Consider the following 20,613-nt stretch of genomic DNA (forward strand, 5'->3'; position numbering starts at 1 on the left):
TTTGCCCCTCCTTAAATTGTTAACCTTGTTGTTCTTTCATCTGTATATCTATTTTCCCTTACATCATCATTCATAGCAAGTGTTGGAGAAAAGAATATACCTACAAAGTGCATAATTTTGCTAAATGGTATGTAGGCAAGCAGTATTAACACTAAAGTATAGTGTAGCAGGAAAAATGGATTGTGTGGTATATCAACTGGCTGAAAAATAAATAGCTTATTAAAAAATGCGTCCAATTGCACCACACTTTTTTCAAGCGCAGCTGGACTTTGGAATACTATCTCAGACAATCCTGCTATTGTAATTAGCATCAAAAGCACCAGTATAAAGTAATCTGATAACACACTTATAAACTTGACCCTTGCTACAAATATTCGCCTTAAAAACAAATAAACCAAACTTATAAGCATAAGTGTACCAAACACAAGACCAATAGGCACAAGAAGATTATACCATGCTGGATGATTGCCGTGATAAAAATCATACACATAATGCCTTAAAACATGCTGAATAAGCACTATAGCCAAACTTACGTGAAATACATACCCTCCAACCCAGGTACTTTTGTTTGACCTATAAAGGCTTTTAAAGAAAAAAACCTCCCCAAGTACCCTAAAAAACGCTCCTGTTTTGGTTTTAGGTGCTGGGGCAAGAGGTATTTTTACGGGCATAGGCGTTTTAGCGTAAACTATTATTTTCCAAACCATACCAATAATCAAAATTGCAAAAGCAGCATATGTCAAAATAACGTACATAAAACTCACAAAATCTAAATTATCCATATATCCCCTCCAAAAGCAAAACAAAAGGCGAAAAAAAGATTTTCGCCTTTTTATATGGTTTTATACACAGCCTGTTGGCTTTGATAAGCCTGCATACCTAACAAGCTGCCTTGCTGGGCCTTCTGGAAATAAAACATATATGTGCTTGTTGCCTTCCCTGACATTTGGTAAATTGCAAATTTCTGCAACCTGTTTTGCTACAGCTCTAATAGAAGGGGCAACCTGGTATTCTTTGTAGTACTCTCTTACATAATCAATCAATTTCCAATGTTCTTCTTTTAGTTCTATGCCATCCTGTTTTGCCATAAACTCTGCAAGTTCTTTGCTCCAATCTTCCTGATGCTGGATATAGCCTTCATCATCTATCTCTATTTTTTTTCCGTTAAAATCTAAAAAAGCCATAAAACCTCCTTTTTTACATTTTTTCTATATAGCCACATGGACAATTTTCAAAACACTTCATACACCCATCACATGTTTCAAGATGAAATTCATAATGCTGACCCTTTGGTAATTTCTTTACAGCTCCATGAGAACAATATGTAAAGCAATTACCGCAGTCAAAACAAAGTCCGCAACTCATGCAACGCTTGGTTTCTTCAATAAACTCTTCCATTGACAAAGCATTCATGAAAGGTTCAAAATCTTTAACACGCTCATTTGGTTCTCTAAACGTTCTTTCATGGCGCGGTTTTGTTTCGTATAAATCTAAATGCATCTTGTCTGATTCGATAACTTTTCTTGTATCCTGTTCTATAATTTTTTTACCTGTTATATGTTCAATTATATTTGCTGCTGCGGCAAAACCATGCCCAATTGCCGTAGTTACATACATCAACCTGGGACCCACTACATCGCCACCTGCAAATACTTTGTCCTGGCCTTCTACCTGATAGTTATCGTTGATTTTTATAAAATCTTCTGTTTGGCCAAGTATCTTTTCTAAACCTGTGTAGTCGGGTTTTTGACCTACTGAATAAATAAATGTGTCAGCTTTTACCAAGAAAGGCTCACCTACGTTTTCTACCTGCGCTGCATGTCCACGTTCATCTTTTGCGCCTACCTTTATTTTCTGAAATTTAACACCTGTAAGTTTTCCGTTTTCGCTTACAAGTTCAACAAGCACTGTTGCAAACTGGAAAGTTATGCCTTCTTCGTAAGCATCAATTGCCTCTCTTGAAGCTTTTTTGTCAAAAGTTTCTTTGTCTGGCACAGTTCTTCTGTAGGCAAACGTAACGTTTGCACCCCATCTTTTGCTTATCATAGCAGCATCTGCTGCAGTATCTGCACCAACTACCACAACATCTTTACCTATATCCAATTTCTCACCATTTGCAAAACGGTATAAAAACTCAAGTCCGCTATAAACACCTTTTATGCTACCAATATTTTCTAATCTAGGTTTTTCTGGTTTGTATGCACCTACTGCAAGGTAAATACAATCAAATTCTTTCTTTAATTCTTCAATGTCTAGATCTTTTCCTAATGTCTTGGAGCATTTAATTTCTACTCCAAAATCAACAATCCTTTGTATTTCTGCATTTACAATTTCTTTTGGTAATCTGAAATTAGGTATACCATAGTATAACAAACCACCGGGTTTTTCTTCTTTTTCAAATATGGTTACCTTTACACCTCTTCTTGCAAGGTGGTATGCACAGGATAAGCCAGATGGTCCAGAGCCTATAATTGCTACTTTTGCATCGTATGTCTCATCAAGTTTTTTTAAAGGTAACTTATGTTTTAGTGCAAAATCGCCAATAAACATTTCACAGGCATTGATATTTACGGCGCTATCCTTGTCTTTTCTATTGCATCTTGATTCACAAGGGTGTGGACAAACCCTACCTGTAGTTGAAGGTAGGGGGTTTGTTTGAGCAATAATATAGAAAGCGCCCTCCAGCGCTTCTTCATATGTCCTGCCGTAATCTTGTGCCTGAGCAATGTACTGGAGAAATTCCCTAACCTGTTCTCCATTTGGACATGTATCAGAACAAGGAGGGCGCTTTTCTACGTATATGGGCCTATCAGAAGAATATTCTGTGCCAGTTGGTTTACTGAAACTTTTAATACTTTTTTTAACCTTTACTACAGCCATAATAGCTCCTTATTGCGTTTGATCTTCAGGCAAAGTCAGAAAGCTCCCTCCTGCATAACCATAAATCAATTCACCCTTATCTGTAAGTTCTTTTATAGCGGCTTTTGCATCTTTTCTTGTAATATTCTCATTTTGAAAGTTTTGCTCAACTTCTTTTTCTAAATCCTGAGGTTTAAATCTTTTTTTGCCGTGGTATTCCTTTACTAGATTAACCACAAATTCCTTTATCTTTTGTTTTTGCTCATCAGTCATGGTAGCCTCCTTACAATCGTGCATAGTTCGAGTAATTCATCGTTGCTTCACCTAATCTGAAATCATCAATATGGTATTTTGTAAATTCAAAGCCCGTTATTTTAAAGAATTTCGGCCATCCAATCCTATCAATCCATTCTGCTACACGTTCTCCTTTTCTTGCACCTTCTTTGTATGCTTCAAGTATTGTCCTTACAGCTTCAATAACTTCTGGCCATCTTGGCGGATTATTTGGAAGCCACGGGACAGCAAGTTTTGAAAAAGTCGGCTTTGTTCTTGCATTTGAAACTTTGCCCCCAATAAATATTGCCACTCCATCATTTAGAGGATCAGCTATAGGAAGTGCAGGGCAAACTGTATAGCAGTTACCGCAATAAACGCATCTATCTTCATCGATTTCCACAGAAGGCTTGCCATCTATAGTTTTTGGCCTTACTGCATCTACCGGACACGCCGCTATTGTACTTGGTATCTCGCACAAATCCTTTACCCTATCTGCCATAACCCTTGGTGGTCTTCTGTGCATTCCCACAATTGCAATATCAGAAGAACCCACAGAACCACACATATTAAGACAACACGCAAATGCCATTCTTACCTTTGCGGGTAATTTGTCTGAAACAAAATAATCATAAAACTCATCCATTAAGGCTTTAACTACACCTGATGCATCACTTGCAGATGTATGGCAATGTAGCCAACCTTGAGTATGTACAATATTGCCAAGCGAATGATCGATCCCACCAACTGGAAAACCCAATGCCTGTACTTCTTTAATTAAGGGTTCAATATTTTCTTCTTTATCAAGAAAAAATTCTAAGTTATTTCTCGTTGTAAATCTTAAGTAACCGCCGCAATACTTATCTGCAAGATCAGATATTTCCCTTACAAAATCACTGCTTACTATCCTTGTTGAGCCTACCCTTACAGTATAGAGCTTCTCACCAGACTCTGAAACATGAACCATAACACCTGGTTTTAAAATCTCATGATACAACCACTTACCATAATTTCTTTTAATTATAGGCGGTAAAAAATCTTCATAGTGTGGTGGACCTATATCTGTAATTCTTACTGTTCCTTTATCTACATCTGGCATAGTTTAACCCTCCTTTCCTTCTTCTTCATCATCTGGCACTAAATATTCTTCAAATTTGATAAATGGATTTGCCCTTGGATACTCTACCATTTCTGGTAGTGGATCCAAACCTATAGCTTCAAGGAAATTCCCTACGCCTACCCTTTGGATTAATTCTCCTACACGTTCTCTGTTTGTACCGTATTCATCCCAGAAATCCCATATCTTTTGAATCAAGTCTTTTAAGAAAGCGTAATCTTCTTCTTTGTCTTTATTTACATCGTAAAAAGGTATAAGTATAAACCCAAGCCTTGGACCCTGGACCATAGGTACTTTAGCACCTATTCTAATTTGCGCACCTTTTTCTAATCCAGGTCTTAGAGCTTTTGGCATAGAGTTAATGCAATGCATGCATTTTACGCAGTTTGAATCATCGATAGTTAATTTGCCATCAGTATAATCCATGCAATAAGTAGGACATTTATCAACTACATATTTTTAATATCAAATTTCTTTGCGTATTCTGCAACTTCCTTTTGGTCAATTCTGATATTGTCTTTCCATACACCCACAATAGATAAATCAGACCTGGCGCCAGATGCTATGCAGTCGTTTGGGCAACCTGCACATTTGATCTTAAACTTATAGTTAAATGTTGGCCTGTGCATCTCGTTTTGGAATTCTCTTGTTAAGTTATCTGTGATGTGGAGTGTATCGTAGGTTGCCCACTCACAACGAGCTGGTCCCACGCAACAGCTTGGTGTTCTGAGTGCTGAACCACTGCCACCAAGATCAAAACCTAAGTGAGTACATTTTTGAAATAGCTCTTCTGCTTCTTCCTGTTTAAAACCAAGTATCTGGATATCACCTGTTGAACCATGAAAGTTAAATAAACCACCTGCGTGTTCATCACAAATATCCGCCAGCTTCCTCAATACATCCGATGTATAAAAGAAACCTTCAATCTGGTTTAACCTTGCCGTATGATATTCTTTAACACCTGGATATTCATCTGGTTCATCAGAAAACCTACCAACTATACCTCCACCATAACCTCTAACACCTGCCATACCCCCATGTTTCCAGTGAGGTATTCTGTCTTGATAGGATTTTTCCAGTTGACCTATCAAATCCTCGGTGCGCGGGCTTTTTTGGGCAGCCTTTTCAAGCTCTTTGACAAAACTTGGCCATTTACCCTCTTTTAGGTCATCTAAAAGAGGCGTTTTGTGTTTTGTGTTTTGTGTTTTGTGTTTTGTGCCTGCCATCTTAAACCTCCTTTAATAAGTAACAAAACTTAAAATACGTAACCATCTCAGAAGAATAATTTTGTTATATTCAAATTTAGATACTAATCTAATAAAAGTCAATGAAAAAAATTAAAATAAAATTATTTTTATTTTTTTATATTTTTATTCCTTTAAAACAACCATAATTAAAACATTACTTAATAAGTTAATCTTAATAACTTATAATTTTTTATTATAATTATTGATTTTTTGTTGAAATTATATAACTTTGTTATATTATAAAGGAGAGCTAAAAGGTGCAATCACTTTTTTAAAGCAAATTTAATAAATTTGCAATTATTTGCTTAAAATCTTTACTGCTAAATTGATAAACTTGTTTTTCGTAATCAAAAAATTGGTTTAAATCTTTATCTTTTGCAAGAACAATTTTACTTTTTAAACTATTTACCCCGTATGCATCTTTAAAATAAAAAAATTGTTCTATATTGTTAAAATAAATTATATCAAAAGCAGGCAATTCATGCTGCTTATAGATAGACCCTTGTAATTTAGTTTTAATTATATCGTTTGATTGAGATAATTTCTCAATAAATTCATTGTTGTAGTTATAATTATATAAATAACAAATTTCGAGTTGACTAATTGAATTAGTATCTTTAATACTTTGTAGACCATATTTCTTAAAAAAATCAAAAACTTCACTTGAATTGGTTATGAGTGTTGGTAAAAGGCGTATATCCATCTCTTTATCTTGAAAAAATTTAATTAAAGCCTCAGCAATTTTTAAATCACAAACTGCTATAGCATTGCAATTAGATATTTTTTTTAGAAGCTCATTGTTGATATTGTAATTAACACTAAAATCATAATCAATTGGCTTTGCTCCTATATCTTTAAAATTAAAGTACAACTTATAATCTATGGGCGCGGGCAATAAAACCCTTTTATCCTGAAGGATGCCATTTTTTTATAATAAAAGCTGGATATATCTCCTACAATAAATATACCTGGAGGATTATCGTAAAATAATCGACTTTTTAACTCGTTAACTTTACAAGTTATATCAGACAAAGTTCCTCTTATTTCAAATTCTTTATCTGTGCCTATGCTAAATACAAGAGCAACTTTAGTTTGAGGCGAATAACCTTCGTTTATTAAAGAACTACTTATTTTATCAACAACTTTTACTCCCATAAAAAAAACCAATGGCAAAGTAGTTAATTCATTTTTGCTAAACTCAGCAGCAGCACCTTTATGCTTAATAGCAGATAAAACGCAAAAGCCCCTATTTACTTCTCTTCGTGTTAGGATAATACCACTTTTTATAGACAATGCATTTATAGTGCTTATACCAGGCACAATATTAAAATTAATTTTTAAATCTTCCAATACTTTTATTTCTTCAGCAAGCCTGCCAAAAATTGAAGGATCTCCTCCTTTTAATCTACCCACCCTAAAACCCATTCGAGCATAGGTGCTTATTAAATCAGTGATTTTTGATTGATTTAATTTGTGATGCTCGCATCTTTTGCCCACATCTACTAAAATTGCATTATCTGGAAGAAAATCTAATAAATCATGGTCCATCAAGTTATCAAATAAACATACTTCTAAATGTTTTATAGTATCAATAGCTTCTTGTGTTGCGTATTTTTTATCACCTACACCTGCTCCAATAAAATATACGCTTTTTATAAAAAACTGACGCAATAATGTAAAACGTTCATCATTTTTTCTAAATTCAACGCAGGCAAAACCTTCAAACAAAGGTTTTTGCATATCGGCTATGTTAATTTTTTCAGTATAAAATTCATATTTACTATCATATGTAATGTAACCTGGAAGTATAACCGCACTATAATCAGCTATTAATTGATCAATGCTTTTAAACTCCCTAATAAATGAAATGGTTGCATTATTAAATCTTTTTTTACAATAAAGCCATTGGCTATTAGTCACAACACCAATTTTTTCTATATTGGTTTGTTTTGAAATTAAAAGATCAAATTCATTATTTTCGTATAAATTTACAAAAAACCAGTCTAAAAAATCTAACTTAAAATCCAAACAATTTTTTGCATCAATTACTGCACAATCAATAATTTTTTCATGCAAGAAAGAAGCTATTTGTTCCATAGAATTACAATCTTGAAAATCAAAACTGAATTCTAAATACTTACCAAACAAATTTAGTTTTTCTTTAATAAATATAATGAGCTTTAAAAGGATTAGCTAAACTGATTAAACTTTTTAGTTTCATAAAGAAGAATTTAGCATATTATATATTTTTAGTCAAACTAGACCAAAGGCAAAGCCTTTGGTCTATTGTTTATCAGGTGTCAGCCAAACAAATAGCGCAAAGAGCCAACCAACTACTGCACAGCCTATCAAATAGTTAACTAAAGACATACTTGTTCCTCCTTTATTAAAAAGGTCCCTGCATTCCAGCTGGTAAAGACCATAAAATTGCAGGAATGGCAAATGTATACAAAGCTGCAAATGTTACTACCCATCCTACAAGTTTTTCGTTCATTCTACCTTGCATAAGCAAACCTGCTAAATTCATCGCCACAAACCACACAAAAGCTATTGATGCATGGTAAGCCCAGCTAATTTTTAGACCATTTAATAGCCAAAATAATGCATAAGCAAATGTAAGCCACCCAATCAAAATAGCAATCCCTCCAAGAGATTTTTTAGGTAGTGAAAAAATTTCCAATATACCCAAAACCATAAAAAAGAAAGCATACATGCCGGCAAGACCTGCAACAAAATTTGTTATTGGCCCAAGTCCTTCATTGGAAATCATAGCTATTAAAAAAGGCCACCACATTACACCAACAACCAAAGTTATCACTCCAACGGTTTTTTCATTAGCTTTTTTTCTTTCAGGGTCTAGATGCATAAATCCTTGAGACAATAAAGCAAATGCACCTAAATAAATTATAGGAGCAATCCACTTACCCACTGCTATTTGTGTTTGATTAGCAGCATAGGCGTTACAAAAAAGCGTCAGAAAAAAGAAAAAACACATGACAAATGTTAGAAAACTTTGAGATAAGAAACTTTTTTGACTCATACCGAGTCACCTCCTTTAGTTAAAGATTTTTATTATTTTGTAATTTAAGTAAGTTACTAATTATATAATTTAGTAATATTTTTATTTGTCAAGAAAATAATTCAATATCGTTTTAAAATATTATTAGTTTTTCTAATTTAATTTTACTTGATTTTTTATTATAAATAAAGGACTTTTGATTAATTTTTTTAAATTTATACTTTGAATCATATTAAATAATTGTTACAAAAAATTTTAAGTTAAATTAGAATTTTTTTGCATTTTAATCTTGACTTTTTTAGTAATATTTTTTATATTTTAACTATGAATATTATTTCAAGGGAAATTGATTACGCGATAAGGATATTGAGTTTGCTTTCAAATATCGAAAGCGCCACAGTTGAAGAAATTAGCAAAATACTCTATATTCCAAAGCCATTTGCACATAAAATTGTCAATAAACTTGTTAGGAAAAATTATCTTTTGTCTTCTCAAGGAAGAGGCGGCTACATTGAATTTAATAAAGATTTGGATACAAGTAGAATAAGTGTACTTGATATAATTAAGGACTTGGGTGGCTATAAACATGTTAATTTATGTACAGATGATCCAAGCGCCTGCGAGTTAAACCCGTACTGTAGCTTCACATACCATTTGCAAAAATTAGAACTTTGCATTAATAAAGCTTTAGATGACTTAAAATTGAAAGATATAATCTTTAGAATTTGAGGAGGTAAGGTTTATGGATGCAGAGTTATTGTCCAGGATACAGTTTGGCGTTACTGCAGGCTTTCACTTTATTTATCCACCGCTTACGATCGGTTTGGGTACACTAATTGCAATAATTGAGTATATGTACCTTAAAACCAACGATGAAATTTACAGAAAAATGGCGGATTTTTGGGCTAAACTTTTTGCTATCAATTTTGTTATTGGCGTAGCATCAGGTATTGTAATGGAATTTGAGTTTGGTACAAACTGGTCAAATTACTCAAGGTTTGTAGGAGATATATTTGGGGCGCCATTGGCTGCTGAAGGTGTTTTTGCATTTTTCTTAGAAAGTACATTTTTAGGTTTATATTTGGTTGGAAAAAATAGATTATCCAGATTTATGAGGTTTTTTTCATTTTTGATGGTTGCTTTCGGCTCAACACTATCTGCTTTGTGGATTTTAATTGCAAACTCATGGCAACAAACACCAGCTGGATATAAGGTGGAGGGTGGCAGGGCTGTTTTGACAAACTTCTGGGAAGCAGTTTTTAACCCAACAATGCCTTCTATGTTTTTGCATACAGTAGATGCCTCATATATTACGGGTGCGATATTCATGGCTGGCATTAGTGCGTATTTTCTGATAAAAGGAAAAAATTTAGAACTAGCTAAAAGATCATTGAAACTAGCTGTAATTTTTGGCGTAATAGTATCAATTTTACAGCTTTTCCCGTTTGGCGATGAAAGTGCAAGGGTAGTTGCAAAAACTCAACCAGAAAAGTTAGCATCTTTTGAAGGTTTATTTAAAACACAAAGTAAAGCACCATTGCTCGTTTTTGGCATACCTGATCCTTCACAAAATAAAATGCTTGTCGAAATAGGAATACCAGGCGCTTTAAGTTTTTTAGCTGATCATAATGTCAATGCTGTTGTTAAAGGTATTGATGCATTTCCAAAAGATGACTTACCGCCTATGACTTTAACTTTTTATTCTTTTCACTTAATGGTAGCCCTTGGAACACTCTTTATATTAACTTTTTTAGTCGGCGTGTTTTTGCTTTACAAGAAAAAATTGTTTACAACAAAACCATACTTATCAGCATTGTGGGCATTTATACCTTTGCCTTACATTGCAAATGAACTTGGCTGGATAACAACAGAGGTAGGCAGGCAACCATGGGCAGTCTATGGTCTGCTTAGAACAAAAGATGCATTTAGCCCACTACCGGCTGGTGATGTAGCGGTGTCTTTGATAGGATTTACATTAGTTTATGCGGTTTTGTTTGGTATATTTTTATATTTAACCATACATACAGTAAAAACTTTTAAAATGGATTAAGGAGGCTTACAATGGATCTTAATATAATATGGTTTTTTCTTGTTGGCATATTAATAATTGGATATGCCATTTTAGATGGTTTTGATTTGGGTGTAGGCTCGGTATATTTATTTGCAAAATTCCAAGAGCGCGATATTGCTTTAAACTCCATAGCACCTGTTTGGGACGGAAATGAAGTATGGCTAATAACAGGTGGTGGTGCTTTATTTGCGGCATTTCCAATGGTTTATGCTACAGCGTTTAGCGGATTCTATCTGGCTTTAATTTTGTTATTGTTTGCTTTGATATTTAGGGCTGTCTCTTTAGAGCTTAGAAATCATTTTCAAAAAGAATCCACAAAAACTTTATTTGATTGGATTTTTTCTATATCAAGTATAGTTGCTATAGTTCTTTTTGGCGTAGCTGTAGGAAATGTGCTATCTGGTCTTGATTTAAACAAAAATGGCGATTATATAGGTACTTTTTTTGATCTACTTAACCCTTATTCTATTTTAGTCGGCGTTTTAGCTTTTTTTATGCTATCCTATCAAGGAACAGTTTGGTTATTTTTAAAAACTGAAGGTGAATTTCAACAAAAAGTAAAAAATTGGGCAAAGGTTTACTGGAGCGGTTATTTTATTTTATTTTTAATTTGCACGCTATTAACCTATGTATTGCACAATAATTTGTTTACTAACTACCTTACACATCCAATAATGTTTGCTATTCCTATTCTTGCGCTTTTATTTATGCTTGCATCAATCATAAGAATTCAAAGAAACCAGCCTCTATGTGCAATAATTGCAAGCTCATTATCAATTGCGATGGTTATATTAACTGCTTATTTAAGTTTATTTCCCAACCTCATTATTGCAAAAAATCCCGCATACAGTTTGAATATTTATAATGCTGCATCTTCCCAATTAACACTTCAAACCATGTTAATTATAGCATTAATTGGCATGCCTTTAGTATTGATTTATACAATATACTCGTATAGAATATTTCACGGTAAAACAAAAATTGAAGAAGGCTACTGATAACAAGAGGGTTAAAGCCCTCTTGTTACATTGGGAGGTTTTTTAATGGATAGAAACGAGGCCTATAATTTGCTTAACGAGTATACTAAATCTGAATCACTACTAAAGCATGCCCTGGCAGTGGAGCAAGCAATGCGATCATATGCGCAAAAATTTGGTGAAGATGAAGATAAATGGGCAATAGTCGGTCTTCTGCATGATTTTGACTATGAAAAACATCCCTCCAAAGAGGAACACCCCTATGTTGGTGCAGAAATTTTAAGGCAAAAAAATTATCCAGAAGATGTCATAAAAGCAATACTATCTCATGCAACCTACACTGGTGTAGATAGGGATACATTAATGGCTAAAACATTATTCGCAGTTGACGAACTATGTGGATTTATTTTAGCTTGTGCATATGTAATGCCAGATAAAAAAATTTCAAGTCTTTCTGTAAAAAGTGTAAAGAAAAAACTTAAAGACAAGGCATTTGCAAAAGGTGTAAACAGAGATGATATATACACTGCTGCCAATGAACTTGGTGTAAATTTGGATGAACATATCGATTTTTTAATTAAATCTTTAAATAAAATTTCTGATAAATTAGGTGTGTGACTTAAACAATCTTGAGATTGAAGTTTTAAAATACCACAAACAAAAAGGTTGCGACTACTCAAAATCTTTAGCAAAAGCACTAAACATAAAACTATGCGAAGCATTTAAAGTGCATAAAAAATTGCTAGAGTTAGGCTATCTTGAAAAGGTAAAATCAAGGTTTACAAAATACAAGATTGATAACAAAACTAAACTAATAAAACACAGAAACCATACCTATTATCAACTAAGTCATAATGGTAAACAGTTTCTAAAAGAATTGATAAGCTAGTATTTTATTGACAAAAAATACGAAATTTAGTAAAAATAAGGGTTGATATTTGAAGGAGGCAGTTTATGTTTGCTGTAATTGAAACGGGTTCAAAACAATATATCGTAAAAGAAGGAGATATTTTAAAGGTAGAAAAATTAAATGCATCAAAAGGTAATGAAATTGAATTTGATAAAGTTTTAATGGTAGATGGTAAAGTAGGTAATCCTTATGTAGAAAATGCTAAAGTGAAAGCTACGGTTATTACTCAAGGTAAAGCAAAAAAAATTATTGTTTTTAAATTTAAAAGAAGAAAAGGCTTTAAGAAAAAGATTGGCCACAGACAACATTTTACACAAGTAAAAATTACGCAGATTTTAGCTTAACAAGGAGGCAAATAAATGGCACATAAAAAAGGACTTGGCAGTAGTAAAAACGGAAGGGATTCTATTGGCAAAAGACTTGGCGTAAAAAGATCAGATGGTCAATTTGTCAATGCTGGCGAAATAATTGTTAGGCAAAGAGGAAGCCATTTTCATCCAGGTCTCAATACAAAATTAGGAAAAGACTACACTTTGTTTGCCCTTAAAAGCGGCACAGTAAAATTTGGAGAAAAATTAGGAAAAAAGATAGTTAGTGTAATAGCCTAACAAAATGTTCATAGATTATGCAAAAATCACAATAAAATCGGGTAATGGTGGAGATGGTTGTGTAAGCTTTAGAAGGGAAAAGTTTGTAGCAAAAGGCGGACCTGATGGTGGTGATGGTGGCAGAGGTGGTAATATTGTATTTAAAGCAACAAAACACGAAAATACGCTTCTAAAATTTCGTTTTCAAAAGTTTTTTAAAGCACAAAACGGCCAAAGTGGTTCTTCAAATAATAAAACGGGTAAAAACGGACAGGATTTAGTCATAGAAGTTCCAATCGGCACAGTAATAAAAGATACTGATGGGAATATATTAGCTGATTTGGATGTAGACGAAAAAGAATTTATTGCTAGTTTTGGTGGTGAAGGCGGCAAAGGAAACTCTCATTTTGCCACTTCAACAAATCAAACACCAAGGATTGCTACCAAAGGCAAAAAAACACAAGAACAAGAAATTATACTTGAACTAAAACTCCTAGCAGATGTTGGGTTAGTAGGGTTTCCAAACGCAGGAAAGTCAAGTTTGTTGAGAGCAATTTCAAATGCCACACCGATAGTTGCCCCTTACCCTTTTACAACGCTTGTGCCTCATTTAGGTTACGTTCTTCACAATGATAAAAGTTTTGTTGTTGCTGATATTCCTGGCCTAATTGAAGGTGCAAGTCAAGGCAAAGGTATGGGTATACAGTTTTTGCGACATATTGAGCGTACTAAGATTTTAGTATTTATTTTAGATATTACAGACAATCCAAAATCACGCTTTGATATTCTAATTAAAGAACTTGAACATTATGGCTTAAATCTGCAAAGTAAAAAATTTGCAATTGCTTTAAATAAGATTGATATTCTAGCAAATATAGATAAAGAAAACTTTAAAAAACAATTTACACCTTATGATATTTTTTTTATAAGCGCACTAAAGAAAACAAATATAAAGGAGCTCCTTGATTGGATAACCAAGAATATATAGATATAAACAGATATAAAAGGATTGTTATTAAAGTTGGTAGTGCTATTGTAGCAAATAACAACGATATAGATATTAATAAGATTAATGAAATAGCCCAAGATGTTTCTTTTTTAATAAATCAAAATAAAGAAGTACTTATTGTATCTAGCGGTGCTGTTGCATGCGGTATGAAAATTCTAAAAATTAAGAAAAAACCCGAAAACCTACCTCTTAGACAGGCTTTGGCAAGTATCGGACAACCTTACTTGATGAGCTTATATACTAAAGCATTTGCACACTATTCACTAAATGTATCGCAAGTTTTGATAAGTATTGAAGATATATTAAGCAGAAAGCGCTATTTAAATGCCAAAAATACATTTGAAGCACTCTTTGGTTTAAAGATAATACCCATAGTAAACGAAAATGATTCGGTTGCAGTTAAAGAATTAATGTTTGGTGACAATGATAGCCTTTCGGCTCATATTTTAAATCTTGTTGAAGGTAATTTGCTTATAATTTTAACAGATGTAGATGGCGTATTTGATAAAGACCCAAAATTATATCCAGATAGCACACTTATAAAAACAATTACCAATGAAGAACCTTTATTAAAAAACCTAAAAGGTAAAAGTAAGCTTGGAGAAGGCGGTATTGCCAGCAAGATAAAAGCAGCTCTAACTGCATCAAAAGGGGGCAAAACTGCTGTCATAATTAATGGTAAAAAAACAAATCCTATAAAAAGCTTATTTTTAGACAAAAATTTCCTTTATACAATTTTTTTACCGAAAGACTATGTAAAATCAAAAGTATACTGGATCAATAATTGTTTAAGTTTGGGCAAACTATATATTGACCAAGGCGCATTCGAAAGTATAAAACGGCGCAAAGGCCTTTTGGCAAAAGGTATAAAAAATATTGAAGGTGTCTTTTTAAAAGGTAATGTTGTAGATATTGTTTTCGAAGGTAAACCTGTGGCAAAAGGTATTGTAAACTATGATTCTACCGATATTGAAAAAATAAAAGGCATTCATTCAAAAGAAATTAACAAAATATTGGGCCATAAAACTCAAGATGATGTAATAAGCACAGATAATATAATAATATTAGAAAATAACTAAAGGAGTGTCTATGTTGAATTACATTGAAAATCTATGTAAAAAAGCAAAAAAAGCATCTCAAACAATTTTAAGTGAAGAAAAAATCAATGCTTGTTTAGAAAAAATTGCTTACAATATAGGTATGAAAAAAAACCAGATTATAGAAGAAAACTTAAAAGATATTCAATCAAGTAATCTATCCAAAGCCCTAACAGATAGGCTTACTTTGAATGAAAAAAGAATTGATTCAATAATTGAGTCTTTGCATACTATAATAAACCTTAAAAGCCCAGTAGGTGAAATTATAAAAGGTTGGAAGCTAAAAAACGACCTTGAAATAGAAAAAGTACGTGTTCCTATTGGAACAATAGCAATAATATATGAAGCAAGACCAAATGTAACGGTTGATGCGTTTGCATTGTGTTTTAAAAGCTCAAACGCTTGCGTGTTAAGAGGAGGCAAAGAAGCTTTCAACACAAACAAATATCTAAGTAACCTTATAAGAGATACATTAACCTCATGTAATATAAACCCTGACTTTTTAACTTTTATAGACAAAACCGAAAGACAAGCTATAGATTATTTGATTAAAATGGATAAATATATTGATTTATTAATACCAAGAGGTGGTGAATCACTTATTACGCATATTTCAAAAAACGCTACAGTGCCAGTAATTCAGCATTATAAAGGTTTGTGTCACTTATATATTGACGAAAGCGCAAATATTGATATGGCATTAAATATTGCATACAATGCAAAAGTTCAAAGACCATCCGTTTGCAATGCCATAGAAACGCTTTTGGTCCACAAAAATATTGCAAGTGAGTTTTTGCCTGCTCTAGCAAAAAAATTTGAAAATATTGTTGAACTTAGAGGATGTGAAAACACGCTTAAAATTTTACCTAATATAAAACAAGCAACTCAAGAAGATTGGCAAACAGAGTATTTAGATTACATACTATCCATTAAAATCGTTGATAGCACAGACCAGGCAATAGAGCATATAAATGAGTACGGCTCAAAACACTCAGAAGCAATTGTAACGCAAAATTACACAAATGCAGAAGATTTTTTGAATAAAGTTGATGCTGCTTGTGTTTATGTTAATGCTTCTACACGTTTTAGTGATGGTGGTGAGTTTGGTTTTGGAGCAGAAATAGGTATAAGTACTTCAAAATTGCATGCACGAGGTCCAATGGCTTTGGAAGAGCTTACAACATACAAATATAAAATTAGAGGAAATGGTCAAATAAGATCATGAGGATAGCTTTTTTTGGTGGCACATTCAATCCTATACATATTGGTCATTTAATCAGTGCAATTGAAATAAAGGAGTATTTTTTGATTGATAAATTTGTATTTATACCAACAGGCATACCGCCTCACAAAAAGATTATTGATCTAAGTGCAAAAGACAGGTACGATATGGTTGCCTTAAGTGTAGCTGGTCTTGAGGGCTTTGAAGTAAGTGATATCGAAATAAACTCAAAAGAAATTAGCTATACTGTCGATACAATTGATTTGTTAAAAAAACAATACAAAAATGATGAACTGTTTTATTGTATAGGTGCAGATGCATTTTTGAGTATCGATACATGGAAGGGCTATAGAGAATTACTTAATAAAATAACTTTTATTATTATAACAAGGCCCAAATATAGTATTGAACAAATAAAATTAAAATATAACTGGATAAAATTTATTGAAGCAAAAAAAATTGCAAAATACCCCCCAAGACACCAAAGTGCTTATATTTATTACCGAAAAATAGACATATCTTCAAGTCAGATTAGAAAACGTGTTAAAGAAAAAAAAACCATCAGGTATTTTGTGCCCTACGATGTAGAAAAAATGATTTTAGAAAAGAGGTTTTACCTTAATGAATAAAATTTTAGATATATTGTGCGAAAAAAAAATTGAACACATTAAAATTATTGACATGAAAAATATACAGGTTTTATTTGATTATTTTGTTATAGGCACAAGTAGTTCTTTAAATCAATCCCTTGCTTGTGTGGATGAGCTTGAAAAATTAAGTATAATTAACCATGTGGAAAGTGATGAAAAGGGTGACTGGATACTTATAGACTGCGGACTGATTATTATTCATTTATTCAGTGAATCAAAAAGAAAAGAAATAGACTTAGAGTATTTATGGAAAGATATGCCAATTGATACTTTCGAATGCAAGTAAAGTTTATTTTTGTGGGGAAAAAACTTAAGTTAGATAGTTTCTGTGAAGTTTATATAAAACGTATAAAAGCATTTTGCAGTGCCGAAATGATTTACATTAAACCTTCAACGCTTAAATTAGAAGCCTTGTTTATACAAAAAAAGATAAAACCAGATGATTTTGTATTTATACTCGATGAAAACGGCAAACAACTAAATTCGTACGAATTTGCAAATCTTATCGAAACAATTAATAAACCTATGGTATTTGTAGTGGGTGGTGCTTTTGGAATAGATAAAAAATATTTTAAAGATGCTTTTTTTCTTTCTCTTTCAAAACTCACACTTCCACACCAAATTGCAAGATTAATTGTATGCGAAAGCGTTTATAGAAGTTTTACAATAATTAAAAATTTACCATATCACAAAGAATGATTTATAATATAAAAACACTATCTCAAACAAAAAAAATTGCACAAGAATTTGCACAAATAATAAAAAACAAAAACCAGGCTATTATTTTTTTAAAAGGAGACTTAGGAAGTGGTAAAACAACTTTTGTCAGATTTGTTTTGCATTATCTAGGTATTAAAGATTTTAAAGGAAGCCCATCCTTTACTATCGCACATGAATATTACACAAAAGAAAAAAAAGTAATACATATGGATTTATATAGAATTCAAACAAAAGAAGAGCTTCTTAATGCGGGAATTTTTGAATACTTTGATCAAGTAGCAATTTTTTTTATAGAATGGCCGAATTTACTTGAAATTAAACCCGATATTGTGATAGAATTTAATTTGACAATAAAACAAAGGAGTATCGGGATTGATTGGGCCACAAACTAAATTATACGCGATAATCGGTAAACCAATAAAGCATAGCTTATCACCGAAGTTACACAATGCTATGTTTGAAAAATATGGTATTGATGCCGTTTACTTAGCTTTTGAAGTAAACAACATAAAACAAGCTGTAGAAGGCGTTAAAGGTCTTGGTATTAAAGGTTTAAACGTTACATTACCTTTCAAAAACGAAGTGATTAAATTCTTAGATTCTATCGAGAGTCAAGCAAAAATTATTGGATCAATAAACACAATTAAAAATTCAAACGGGACGCTTTTGGGTTACAATACAGACTACCTTGGCTTTTTTGAAACCATAAAAGATATAGATTGCAATAAAAGCATCTGCATATTAGGTTCTGGCGGAGCATCTGCTGCTTGCATTTATGCCTTTTATAAAAAGGGCGTTAAATCTTTAAATATTTACAATAGAACATTTGCAAATGCTTTTAAACTTAAAGAGCAATTTGGAGACTTAATAACACTTAATTTAATAGAAAAAAAAGATATATATAAAAATGAAATTATTGTAAACACAACATCAGCTGGCATATTAGGTAGCGAAGATATCATTGATCTAAATTTATTAAACAAAAATAGTTTATTAATAGATATTGTTTATAAATCTGAGCTTATAAAGAAAGCTGCGGCTGTTGGGATAAATGGCATAGATGGTACAAAAATGTTTATCTATCAGGCATACCATGCATTTAAAATCTGGACTGACATTGAGTTTGATATAAACCATGCATTTGAGGTTATAAATGGCCCAAGCTAACAGGCAATTACTTGGCACAATGCTTTTATATGAAAATAAAATTACACAAGAACAGCTCGAAAAAGCTTTACAAAAACAAGCTCAAACAGGTGAACGACTAGGCAAAATACTTATAGAAGAACATTTTATAACAGAAGATGAGCTTTTGGAGTTTTTATCTAAAAAATATGGCTTAGAAACAATCGATCTTTCAAAAATTCAACCTCAAAAAGAGGCAATCAATTCAATACCAAGCGAAGTTGTAAGAAAACACCGCATCTTCCCATTTGCGATAGATAATAATACATTAAAAATAGCTTTGTTTAATGCTGAAAATGTTTTTTTAATAGACGAAATACGTTTTCTAACCGGCAAAAAAATATCCGTTTATCTTGCTAAAGAAAGCCAGATTAATGAATACTTGATAAGATATTATGGTACAGCAAAAGACCTGGAAGTGCTTGTAAAACATGTGACTGATAATTTTGATGATTCCGTAGAACAAATAGAAAGTCTTGACTTTGATGAAGCTGTAAATTTTGATGAAGCACCAATTATTAAGCTTGCAAATAGTATATTAGAATCTGCTGTTAAAGAAGGAGCATCAGATATACATTTAGAGCCATATGAAAATACATTTAGAGTTAGGTTTAGAATTGATGGCAAAGCAAAAACAGTTAATACACCGCCAAAAACAATTGCGTCAAACCTTATTACGCGCTTTAAAATTATGTCAAAATTAAATATTGCAGAAAAAAGACTACCCCAAGACGGTAGAATCAGAATAAAAGCGCTTGGAAAACTAATTGATTTAAGAGTATCCACTGTGCCAACTGTTTTTGGTGAAAAACTTGTTATGCGATTGCTTGATAGAGAAAATATTAAAGTTTCGCTTGATAATTTAAACATGAGACAGCTTGATTTGCAAAGATTTAGAAATGCAATAAACTTACCAAACGGTGTGGTTATTGTTACAGGTCCAACGGGTTCGGGTAAATCCACTACGCTTTATGCAGCTTTAAATGAATTAAACAGAGACGATAGAAACATTATGTCTGTTGAAGACCCTGTAGAATATAACTTGGAAGGCATTAATCAGGTACAGGTTAAAGAAGATATAGGCTTAACTTTTAGCAGTGCCTTAAGAGCATTTTTAAGACAGGATCCAGATATAATTATGGTTGGTGAAATAAGAGATACAGAAACTGCAGAAATTGCAATAAGAGCTGCACTTACTGGCCATCTTGTGTTGTCTACACTTCATACAAATGACTCAGTTTCAGCAATCACAAGGCTTGTAGATATGGGTATAGATAGATACTTAATTGCAAGCTCACTCAGATTAGTATTAGCCCAAAGACTGGTCAGAAAAATTTGCCCTTATTGCAAACAACCAATTAATTTACCTAAAGAGGTTTTATTAAAAGCAGGCTTTTTAGAATCAGATTTAGATAATTTAAAGATCTTTAAAGGAAAAGGTTGCTCTCATTGTTTAGATACCGGCTACAAAGGTAGGATGGCAATATTTGAAGTCCTACCGATAACAGATGAAATAAGAGAAATGATAATAAACGGTAAACCTGAAAACGATATAAGACAAAAAGCACTTGAGCAAGGCATGCTTACTTTAAAACAAGATGGCTTACAAAAAGTAAAACAAGGCATAACAACGCTTGAAGAAGTTTTAAGCGTAGCTATAAATTAAAAGA

At 32.6% G+C, this 20,613-nt stretch carries 26 protein-coding genes; 16 read left to right on the forward strand and 10 right to left on the reverse strand.

The window, feature by feature from the left end; all coding sequences use genetic code 11:
- Window positions 1-11: 11 nt before the first annotated feature.
- From BLQ93_RS00300 to BLQ93_RS00340, 10 genes are all read right to left on the reverse strand, one after another.
- Window positions 12-782, reverse strand: a complete 771-nt coding sequence (locus BLQ93_RS00300; protein ID WP_092127342.1) for a respiratory nitrate reductase subunit gamma — start codon at window positions 780-782, stop codon at window positions 12-14.
- A 60-nt stretch (window positions 783-842) separates the two neighbouring features.
- Window positions 843-1,184, reverse strand: coding sequence for a TusE/DsrC/DsvC family sulfur relay protein (locus BLQ93_RS00305; protein ID WP_025392436.1), 342 nt, complete (start codon window positions 1,182-1,184; stop codon window positions 843-845).
- 13 nt (window positions 1,185-1,197) lie between these two features.
- Window positions 1,198-2,880, reverse strand: coding sequence for an NAD(P)-binding protein (locus BLQ93_RS00310; RefSeq protein WP_092127344.1), 1,683 nt, complete (start codon window positions 2,878-2,880; stop codon window positions 1,198-1,200).
- Window positions 2,881-2,889: 9 nt separating this feature from the next.
- Window positions 2,890-3,132, reverse strand: a complete 243-nt coding sequence (locus BLQ93_RS00315; protein ID WP_092127346.1) for a hypothetical protein — start codon at window positions 3,130-3,132, stop codon at window positions 2,890-2,892.
- A 10-nt stretch (window positions 3,133-3,142) separates the two neighbouring features.
- Entirely contained in the window at window positions 3,143-4,231 is a 1,089-nt protein-coding gene (dsrB, locus tag BLQ93_RS00320) for a dissimilatory-type sulfite reductase subunit beta (protein ID WP_092127348.1), read from the reverse strand.
- A 3-nt stretch (window positions 4,232-4,234) separates the two neighbouring features.
- Complete coding sequence (locus tag BLQ93_RS09520; RefSeq protein WP_216818711.1) at window positions 4,235-4,675, reverse strand: hypothetical protein; 441 nt, start codon at window positions 4,673-4,675, stop codon at window positions 4,235-4,237.
- A 23-nt stretch (window positions 4,676-4,698) separates the two neighbouring features.
- On the reverse strand, window positions 4,699-5,475 hold the full coding sequence (locus BLQ93_RS09525; RefSeq protein WP_216818712.1) for a hypothetical protein: 777 nt from the start codon (window positions 5,473-5,475) through the stop codon (window positions 4,699-4,701).
- 292 nt (window positions 5,476-5,767) lie between these two features.
- On the reverse strand, window positions 5,768-6,391 hold the full coding sequence (locus BLQ93_RS00330; RefSeq protein ID WP_143338638.1) for a hypothetical protein: 624 nt from the start codon (window positions 6,389-6,391) through the stop codon (window positions 5,768-5,770).
- Window positions 6,376-7,644 carry a uroporphyrinogen-III C-methyltransferase gene (locus BLQ93_RS00335; RefSeq protein ID WP_159427451.1) on the reverse strand — a complete coding sequence of 423 codons (1,269 nt, stop codon included), beginning with the start codon at window positions 7,642-7,644 and terminating at the stop codon, window positions 6,376-6,378. The genes BLQ93_RS00330 and BLQ93_RS00335 overlap by 16 nt, the downstream gene beginning before the upstream one ends.
- Window positions 7,645-7,882: 238 nt before the next feature.
- On the reverse strand, window positions 7,883-8,536 hold the full coding sequence (locus BLQ93_RS00340; protein ID WP_092127354.1) for an AmiS/UreI family transporter: 654 nt from the start codon (window positions 8,534-8,536) through the stop codon (window positions 7,883-7,885).
- 303 nt (window positions 8,537-8,839) lie between these two features.
- On the opposite strand from BLQ93_RS00340, the gene BLQ93_RS00345 reads away from it, so the two are divergent.
- The 16 genes from BLQ93_RS00345 to pilB all read left to right on the forward strand — a co-directional run bounded on the left by BLQ93_RS00345 (window position 8,840) and on the right by pilB (window position 20,609).
- Entirely contained in the window at window positions 8,840-9,244 is a 405-nt protein-coding gene (locus BLQ93_RS00345) for an RrF2 family transcriptional regulator (protein WP_084323634.1), read from the forward strand.
- Window positions 9,245-9,257: 13 nt separating this feature from the next.
- Window positions 9,258-10,565 carry a cytochrome ubiquinol oxidase subunit I gene (locus tag BLQ93_RS00350; RefSeq protein WP_092127356.1) on the forward strand — a complete coding sequence of 436 codons (1,308 nt, stop codon included), beginning with the start codon at window positions 9,258-9,260 and terminating at the stop codon, window positions 10,563-10,565.
- An 11-nt stretch (window positions 10,566-10,576) separates the two neighbouring features.
- Window positions 10,577-11,584: a cytochrome d ubiquinol oxidase subunit II gene (gene cydB / locus BLQ93_RS00355; RefSeq protein ID WP_092127358.1), complete on the forward strand. Its 1,008-nt coding sequence runs from the start codon at window positions 10,577-10,579 to the stop codon at window positions 11,582-11,584.
- Between the two features lie 45 nt (window positions 11,585-11,629).
- Window positions 11,630-12,181, forward strand: coding sequence for an HD domain-containing protein (locus tag BLQ93_RS00360; protein WP_092127360.1), 552 nt, complete (start codon window positions 11,630-11,632; stop codon window positions 12,179-12,181).
- On the forward strand, window positions 12,174-12,452 hold the full coding sequence (locus BLQ93_RS00365; protein ID WP_092127362.1) for a DUF2250 domain-containing protein: 279 nt from the start codon (window positions 12,174-12,176) through the stop codon (window positions 12,450-12,452). The genes BLQ93_RS00360 and BLQ93_RS00365 overlap by 8 nt, the downstream gene beginning before the upstream one ends.
- A 65-nt stretch (window positions 12,453-12,517) precedes the next feature.
- The gene (rplU, locus tag BLQ93_RS00370) at window positions 12,518-12,817 is read left to right on the forward strand and encodes a 50S ribosomal protein L21 (protein ID WP_025392451.1); all 300 of its coding nucleotides are present in this window, start codon (window positions 12,518-12,520) and stop codon (window positions 12,815-12,817) included.
- A 15-nt stretch (window positions 12,818-12,832) separates the two neighbouring features.
- The gene (rpmA, locus tag BLQ93_RS00375; RefSeq protein ID WP_025392452.1) at window positions 12,833-13,081 is read left to right on the forward strand and encodes a 50S ribosomal protein L27; all 249 of its coding nucleotides are present in this window, start codon (window positions 12,833-12,835) and stop codon (window positions 13,079-13,081) included.
- A gap of 4 nt (window positions 13,082-13,085) precedes the next feature.
- Complete coding sequence (gene obgE, locus BLQ93_RS00380) at window positions 13,086-14,048, forward strand: GTPase ObgE (protein WP_092127364.1); 963 nt, start codon at window positions 13,086-13,088, stop codon at window positions 14,046-14,048.
- The gene (gene proB, locus BLQ93_RS00385; RefSeq protein ID WP_025392454.1) at window positions 14,027-15,148 is read left to right on the forward strand and encodes a glutamate 5-kinase; all 1,122 of its coding nucleotides are present in this window, start codon (window positions 14,027-14,029) and stop codon (window positions 15,146-15,148) included. Before obgE ends, proB begins: the two co-directional genes overlap by 22 nt.
- A 10-nt stretch (window positions 15,149-15,158) precedes the next feature.
- Window positions 15,159-16,391, forward strand: a complete 1,233-nt coding sequence (locus BLQ93_RS00390; RefSeq protein ID WP_092127366.1) for a glutamate-5-semialdehyde dehydrogenase — start codon at window positions 15,159-15,161, stop codon at window positions 16,389-16,391.
- Window positions 16,388-17,017 carry a nicotinate-nucleotide adenylyltransferase gene (nadD, locus tag BLQ93_RS00395; RefSeq protein ID WP_092127368.1) on the forward strand — a complete coding sequence of 210 codons (630 nt, stop codon included), beginning with the start codon at window positions 16,388-16,390 and terminating at the stop codon, window positions 17,015-17,017. The genes BLQ93_RS00390 and nadD overlap by 4 nt, the downstream gene beginning before the upstream one ends.
- Complete coding sequence (gene rsfS / locus BLQ93_RS00400; RefSeq protein ID WP_025392457.1) at window positions 17,010-17,324, forward strand: ribosome silencing factor; 315 nt, start codon at window positions 17,010-17,012, stop codon at window positions 17,322-17,324. The genes nadD and rsfS overlap by 8 nt, the downstream gene beginning before the upstream one ends.
- Entirely contained in the window at window positions 17,315-17,737 is a 423-nt protein-coding gene (locus tag BLQ93_RS00405) for a 23S rRNA (pseudouridine(1915)-N(3))-methyltransferase RlmH (protein WP_092127370.1), read from the forward strand. The genes rsfS and BLQ93_RS00405 overlap by 10 nt, the downstream gene beginning before the upstream one ends.
- Window positions 17,734-18,150: a tRNA (adenosine(37)-N6)-threonylcarbamoyltransferase complex ATPase subunit type 1 TsaE gene (gene tsaE, locus BLQ93_RS00410; protein WP_092127372.1), complete on the forward strand. Its 417-nt coding sequence runs from the start codon at window positions 17,734-17,736 to the stop codon at window positions 18,148-18,150. The genes BLQ93_RS00405 and tsaE overlap by 4 nt, the downstream gene beginning before the upstream one ends.
- On the forward strand, window positions 18,131-18,925 hold the full coding sequence (aroE, locus tag BLQ93_RS00415; RefSeq protein ID WP_092127374.1) for a shikimate dehydrogenase: 795 nt from the start codon (window positions 18,131-18,133) through the stop codon (window positions 18,923-18,925). Before tsaE ends, aroE begins: the two co-directional genes overlap by 20 nt.
- Window positions 18,912-20,609, forward strand: a complete 1,698-nt coding sequence (pilB, locus tag BLQ93_RS00420; RefSeq protein ID WP_092127376.1) for a type IV-A pilus assembly ATPase PilB — start codon at window positions 18,912-18,914, stop codon at window positions 20,607-20,609. The genes aroE and pilB overlap by 14 nt, the downstream gene beginning before the upstream one ends.
- Window positions 20,610-20,613 lie beyond the last annotated feature (4 nt).

The organism is Desulfurella multipotens, assembly GCF_900101285.1.
GTDB lineage: Bacteria > Campylobacterota_A > Desulfurellia > Desulfurellales > Desulfurellaceae > Desulfurella > Desulfurella acetivorans.